Raw genomic sequence first — 6,258 nt, forward strand, 5'->3', positions numbered from 1 at the left:
GTCGACGCCGGAGTCGGTGGCCGGGCTGGTCGACGAGGCGACCGTCGCGCGGATGGCCGCCGAACCCGGCCGCGCGCTCCACTGGCGGCCTGCCAGCGACCCGACCGTCGCCGACCTGGTCGCCGACCGGTTCGGCGACCAGGTGGTCGCGCGCTCGGTCGACCCGCTGCTGAGCGGGGTGTACGCGGGGTCGTCGGCCACCATCGGGCTGCGCGCGGCCGTCCCGACCCTGGCGGCGGCCCTGGACGCCGGCGCTTCCAGCCTCACCGACGCCGTCGCGCGGGCGCTGCCGCCGGCCACCGGCGGCCCGGTGTTCGGCGCCCTCGACGGCGGTTACCGAGTGCTCATCGAGGCGCTCGTCGCGCGGGCGCGCCCGCGGCTGGTCCGTTCGGCGGTCACCGGCCTCGAACCCGCCGGGCAGGGGTGGGAGCTGGCCGACGACACCGGCGCGCGCTGGCCGGCCGACGCGGTGGTCCTGGCCGTGCCGGCCCCGCAGCTGGCGGGCCTGGCCGCCGGTGTCGCGCCGCGCGCCGCGAAGGCGGCGGGCCGCATCGCCAGCGCCTCGTCGGTGGTGATGGCCCTGGCCGTGCCCGCCGACACCCCGTTCCCGGAGTCGTCCGGCGTGCTGGTGGCCACGGGTGAAGCGTTGCGGGCCAAAGCCATCACGCTGTCGTCACGCAAGTGGGGGATGCGCGGCGACGCGCAGCTGCTGCGGCTGTCGTTCGGGCGGTTCGGCGAGCGGCTGGCCGTCACCGCCTCCGACGACGACCTGTTGGCGTGGGGCCGCGAGGACCTGCGCACGGTGTTCGGGTTGACCGTCGAGCCCGTCGACGTGCGCGTGCAGCGCTGGTTCGACGCCATGCCCCAGTACGGTCCGGGGCACGCGGAGCTGGTCGCCGAGCTGCGCGCCGGGCTGCCGCCGACGCTGGCCGTGGCCGGCAGTTACCTCGACGGGATCGGGGTGCCCGCGTGCGTGGGCGCGGCCGGGCGGGCCGCCGAGCGCGTGATCAGGGCGGTCGGGGACGTGGACGCGCAAGTGGCACGATAGGTTTCATGGCCAAACTCGACTACGAGACCCTGAACACGACGATCCGCTACCTGATGTTCTCGGTCTACTCGGTGGAGCCGGGTGAGCTCGGCGAGGACCGGGACGCCGTCATCGACGACGCCGCGACCTTCTTCAAGCAGCAGGAGGAGCGCGGCGTCGTGGTCCGCGGCCTCTACGACGTGGCGGGCCTGCGCGCCGACGCCGATTTCATGATCTGGACGCACGCCGAGCGCGTCGAGGCGCTGCAGGCGACGTACGCCGATTTCCGGCGCAGCACCGCGCTGGGCCGGGTGAGCGCGCCGGTATGGAGCAGCGTGGCGCTGCACCGGCCGGCCGAGTTCAACAAGAGCCACATCCCGGCGTTCCTGGCCGGTGAGGAGCCCGGCGCCTACATCTGCGTGTATCCGTTCGTGCGGTCCTACGAGTGGTACCTGCTGCCGGACGAGGAGCGCCGCCGCATGCTGGCCGAGCACGGCATGGCCGCCCGGGAGTACAAGGATGTCCGCGCCAACACGGTGCCGGCGTTCGCCCTCGGCGACTACGAGTGGATCCTGGCGTTCGAGGCACCCGAGCTGCACCGCATCGTCGACCTGATGCGCGAGTTGCGGGCCACCGACGCGCGTCGGCACACCCGCGAGGAGACACCGTTTTTCACCGGGCCGCGCGTGGCCGTCGAGCAGCTGATCAATTCGCTTCCGTGACCGCCTAGGAGAACCAGATGAGCCACCCCGACGTCACCGACCCCGCCCGTTTCGAGGAGATGTACCGCGACGACCGGACGTCGCACGGGCTGCCCGCCGCCACGCCGTGGGACATCGGCGGCCCGCAGCCGGTGGTGCAGCGACTCGTCGCTCTCGGCGCCGTCAAGGGCGACGTGCTGGACCCGGGCACCGGTCCGGGGCACCACGCGATCTACTACGCGGCTAACGGGTACGCGGCCACCGGCATCGACGGTTCGGCGACCGCCCTCGAGCGGGCCCGGGAGAACGCGCGCGCCGCCGGCGTCTCGGTCGACTTCCAGCTGGCCGACGCCACCAAGCTCGACGGGCTGGAGAACCGGTTCGACACCGTCGTGGACTGCGCCTTCTATCACACCTTCAACACCGACCCGGAGCTGCAGCGGTCCTACGCGCAGGCGCTGCACCGGGCCACCCGGCCCGGCGCGCGGCTGTACATGTTCGAATTCGGGCAGCACGACGTCAACGGCTTCACCATGATGCGGTCGCTGTCCGAGGACGACTTCCGGTCGGTGCTGCCGCCCGCCGGCTGGGAGATCACCTACCTCGGCCCGACCACCTATCTGGTCAACATGAGCGCCGAACAGATCGAGATGATGGCCGCCCGCAACCCCGACATGGCCGACCGCACCGAGGACATGCTCACGCGGTTCCGCGCCATGGAACCGTGGCTGGTCAACGGCCGGGTGCACGCCCCGTTCTGGGAGGTCCACGCCACCCGGGTGGACTAGCGGCGTTGCCTAGCCGCCGCTCGGCACCAGGCGCAGGCACACAGAGTTGATGCAGTACCGCTGGTCGGTCGGCGTCGGGTAGCCCTCGCCCTCGAAGACGTGGCCCAGGTGGCTGTGGCAGTTCGCGCACAGCACCTCGGTGCGCGTGCGGCCCAGCGAGTGGTCGGGGCGCAGGATCACCGCGTCGGAGTTGGCCGGGTCGAAGAAGGACGGCCAGCCGCAGTGCGACTCGAATTTCTCGGTGCTGCGGAACAGTTCGGCGCCGCAGGCGCGGCACTCGTACACGCCCGCGGTCTTGGTGTCGGTGTACTCGCCGGTGAAGGGTCGCTCGGTGCCCGCTTGGCGCAGCACGTGGAATTCTTCCGGCGACAGCTTCTTGCGCCACTCGTCGTCAGTCAGCTGCACCTTGGGGCGCGACACATTGGAGGAGGTCATGCCTCCACGCTAACCCGATGGGCCCGCGGCCCGCTCCGCCGTCAGCCACGCCGGGTCGATGCCGTCGTCCAGCCGGCCCTCGGCCTTGGCGTCCAGGTAGCGGAAGTACAGCACGGTGAACGCCACGATCAGCAGCAACGACCAGCCGTAGGTGATCTTCAGGTAGTGCAGGGCGCGGCCGTAGCGCATGTACTTGTAGATCAGCCAGTCGTCGAGCGTCAGGAACCCGTAGATCCCCAGCCACGCCGGCCAATTCCGGATCAGCGAATTGCGCAGCACCACCGTCATCAGGAACGGGAACAGCATCATCGAGTAGTAGCCCTGGGCCAGCGACGACACCAGGAACGACCACAGCAGCAGCACCCCCGACGAGGTGGTGAACCAGAACAGCGGGTCGCGCGTGCGGTAGTAGCGGTACAGCAGCCACATCGCGCCGATCATCAGCACCGTGAACATGACCCGCAGGAACACGATCAGCGCCGTGGGCAGGCCGAAATACACGCCGTTGCCCTCGACGGAGCTGTTGAAGTAGTCGCGGGTGCCCAGGAAGTAGGGCACGGTCTTGGTGACGAAGTCCATCGGGTCGCTCACCAACGGCCACGCCACCACGTTGACCACGACGGGGACCGCGATGGCCGGCAGGAGCGCCCGCCATTGCCGGTTCAGCAGGGGTAGCAGCAGCAGCGGCCCGAGCACCGGCTTGAGGGTCAGGGTCAGCCCGATCGCCAGGCCGGCCCACCACTGGCGGCTGACCCGGCCGTCCAACAGCCAACGCAGGAACAGGATCTCGGCGAGCAGCACGCACCCGTTGATGTTGGTGAACACCAGCGTGCTGGTCACGCTTTCCGTGCAGAACATCGCCAGTAGCAGGGCCGGCGCGGCCACCGAGGACAGCGTGAACTTGAACATCCGCAGCAGCAGGTACCAGGCGATCAGGATGGCCACGGTGTTGATGAGGATGAACAGGTACCGCGACGGCGAGAACGGCAGGAAGCCGAACGGGGCCATCAGCAGCGTGCCACCGGGCGGATACAGGTAGTGCGGGTCGACGTAGTCGAAGTGCTCGTTGTAGATGTCCCAGCCGCGCCGGAAGTTGAGCACCGCGCGGTACACCGGCTTGAAGTCGTCGGTGATGTTGCCGTTGAGGGTGAGGATGATGCTGCGGTGCAGCACCGAGAGGATAGCCAGCGGCCACAGCGCGGAGCGCAGGATCGTCGCGGCGCTCGGGGCGCTGGTGCGCGGACCGAAGGCGGCCCCCAGCCGCTCACGCAGGGTCGGGTCAGCTGCGGTCACCAGCGCACCGTACACCGGCGCCGATCCTGCGCGGAAAGCAGTGTCAGGCCGGGCAGTACGTGTCGGTGCCGGGCAACTTACCGCTGCTGAGGTAGCCGGTCAGCGGCGGAACCGCGCAGTTCGAGTAGATGCTGGCGCCGTGGCCGATGCCCTGCCACATCACCCGCTTGCTGGCCGCGTTGGCGTTGATGACCGCCGCCGCGGTCGCCGCGACACCCTCGTTGCCCGCGATCGCGTCGTTCTGCACGCCCATCAACAGGACGTCGACTTTCAGCGTCTTCGGCGCGGGCGGCGGCGACACCGTGGGCCAGTGCACGCACTTGACGAGATCGAGCGCGGCGACGGTGCCGAACTGCGGGTAGAGCTTGCCCCACGCCACCACGAGTTCCCGCACCCGGTCCGGAGTCGGCCGGTTGACCGCGTCGCTGCAGCCGTTGACGAACTGGCCGTCGGAGTCCCGCAGCGCGTCCGCACGGTTGATCAGGGCGGTCAGCGCGCCGCCGTCGCCGGACCGCGCGGCTGCCAGCGCGTTGGCCAGGTTGGTGGTGGCATCGACGCGGCCGCCGACGGGGAAGCCCAGCGCGACGGCGATGGCGTGGGCGAGCTGGGCGACGGACACGCCGCCTGGTGCGCGGCCGGCGCGGGCGTCGGCCAGCAACCCGGCGACGGCGCCCTTCGGGTCGGGGCCCAGCGCGCAGCTCACCGCCACGCATTGCCCGGCGAAGGCGTCCAGCGCGGCTTGTTGGCCCTTGACCTTCTGTTCGGCCGCGGCCTCGGCGTTGACGCCCAGCGCGATCGGGGAGTCCAGGATCAGCCGGGCGACCTTGTCGGGTCGGGCGGCGGCGTAGGCCAGTGCCACCTGGGCGCCATTGCCGACGCCGATCAGCGCGACGGCGGGCACGTCCCACAGATTGCGCAGCCGCTCGATGTCGGAGGCGGCGTGCGCGTCGTCGTAGGCGGTGGCGCCGGGCGCGATGGCGTCGGTGCAGTTCGTCGTGGCGTTGTTGGCGATGTCGGAGAGGTTGGCCACCGGGTCGTCACCGCTTTGGAACTGGGCCTGGTCGCGCATCTCCTGGCGGTCCAGCTTGTCGCGGCAGTCGATCGGGTTCGACATGCCGATGCCGCGCCGGTCGACGGCGACGATCGGATGCCCGGCCAGCACGTCGGCGCCGCCCCGGGCCAACCAGACGGGCAACTGCACCGACGACGCGAGGTCGGATCCGGTGGTGAAGACCAGGGGCCCGGCGTCGCGCGGGGTCTGGTTGGAGCGGGCGCGCACCACGCCGACGCTGACGGTGCCGGTCCCGCCGTTGACCGGGTCCAGGTCGGCGTCGTAGCTGGCGCAGTCCAGCTGGACGCCGCCGGGCGCGGGCACGGCCGCGTCGGCGAACACCTTGGAGGTGCAGTCGTGCCACGCCAGGTCGTTCTTGGGCGCGGCGATCGGCGGCGGCCCGCTGGGCGCCGGTTTCGGGGTGGCCGCGCCCTGCGGGCGGGCGCCGGAATTCGTGGCGAACCGCGGGTCGGCGGCCAGCCCGGGAACGCAGCCGGCCAGCAGCGCGGCCACGGCGACCAGGACCGCGACGCGCGCCGATTGCCGACTCATGCCGACCACAGTAGCTAGGCCCGCACGTAGCGGGTGTATAGGTAGCCGGCCTCGTCGGTCAGGACGTGGGCACGGCGCATCGCGGTGCGCAGCTGCCCGAGGCCCGCGGCGATGCGCGGCGCGGAGCCGCCCACCACGAACGGCGCGACCGTCAGGCACAGCTCGTCGAGCAGCTCGGCGTCGACGAACGCGCCCAGCAGCGTCGGGCCGCCCTCGGTGAGGACGCGGCGCAAGCCGCGGTCGCGCAGCGCGGCGAGCAGCGCGGCCGGGTCGACGGCGTGGGGGTCGGTCGCGGAACAGTCGACGACCTCACCGAGATCGGTGAGGTGGCGGCGGGCGGCGTCCACCGCCGCCCGGCTGGTCATTACCAGCGGGCGCACCTCGGTCTGGGTGAAGACGCCCAGGTCGCGG

Annotated in this window: 7 protein-coding genes; 3 read left to right on the top strand and 4 right to left on the bottom strand. The window is 71.4% G+C overall.

Annotated elements, in window-relative coordinates:
- The 3 genes from A5714_RS20410 to A5714_RS20420 all read left to right on the top strand — a co-directional run.
- The coding region (locus tag A5714_RS20410) for an FAD-dependent oxidoreductase (RefSeq protein ID WP_068288286.1) at window positions 1–1,048 on the top strand (1,048 nt) is incomplete at its 5' end.
- A 5-nt stretch (window positions 1,049–1,053) separates the two neighbouring features.
- Entirely contained in the window at window positions 1,054–1,749 is a 696-nt protein-coding gene (gene hemQ, locus A5714_RS20415) for a hydrogen peroxide-dependent heme synthase (protein WP_068074018.1), read from the top strand.
- A gap of 17 nt (window positions 1,750–1,766) precedes the next feature.
- The gene (locus tag A5714_RS20420) at window positions 1,767–2,516 is read left to right on the top strand and encodes a class I SAM-dependent methyltransferase (RefSeq protein ID WP_068288289.1); all 750 of its coding nucleotides are present in this window, start codon (window positions 1,767–1,769) and stop codon (window positions 2,514–2,516) included.
- Between the two features lie 9 nt (window positions 2,517–2,525).
- On the opposite strand, the gene msrB is transcribed toward A5714_RS20420, so the two are convergent.
- From msrB to A5714_RS20440, 4 genes are all read right to left on the bottom strand, one after another.
- The gene (gene msrB / locus A5714_RS20425; RefSeq protein WP_197502934.1) at window positions 2,526–2,936 is read right to left on the bottom strand and encodes a peptide-methionine (R)-S-oxide reductase MsrB; all 411 of its coding nucleotides are present in this window, start codon (window positions 2,934–2,936) and stop codon (window positions 2,526–2,528) included.
- Window positions 2,937–2,960: 24 nt separating this feature from the next.
- On the bottom strand, window positions 2,961–4,259 hold the full coding sequence (gene aftC, locus A5714_RS20430) for an arabinofuranan 3-O-arabinosyltransferase (protein ID WP_068288292.1): 1,299 nt from the start codon (window positions 4,257–4,259) through the stop codon (window positions 2,961–2,963).
- A gap of 28 nt (window positions 4,260–4,287) precedes the next feature.
- Window positions 4,288–5,847, bottom strand: a complete 1,560-nt coding sequence (locus A5714_RS20435; RefSeq protein ID WP_156747413.1) for an alpha/beta fold hydrolase — start codon at window positions 5,845–5,847, stop codon at window positions 4,288–4,290.
- Window positions 5,848–5,861: 14 nt separating this feature from the next.
- Window positions 5,862–6,258: dihydrofolate reductase family protein (locus tag A5714_RS20440; RefSeq protein ID WP_197513844.1), on the bottom strand; the 397-nt coding region annotated here is incomplete at its 5' end.

The sequence above is a fragment of the Mycobacterium sp. E2462 genome, from assembly GCF_001672685.1.
GTDB lineage: Bacteria > Actinomycetota > Actinomycetes > Mycobacteriales > Mycobacteriaceae > Mycobacterium.

What these genes read in the sequence shown, in the direction of transcription:
- A5714_RS20435 (WP_156747413.1), bottom strand. Translation starts at nt 5,847, where the DNA reads ATGAGTCGGCAATCGGCGCGCGTCGCGGTCCTGGTCGCCGTGGCCGCG.
- A5714_RS20420 (WP_068288289.1), top strand. Translation starts at nt 1,767, where the DNA reads ATGAGCCACCCCGACGTCACCGACCCCGCCCGTTTCGAGGAGATGTAC.
- hemQ (WP_068074018.1), top strand. Translation starts at nt 1,054, where the DNA reads ATGGCCAAACTCGACTACGAGACCCTGAACACGACGATCCGCTACCTG.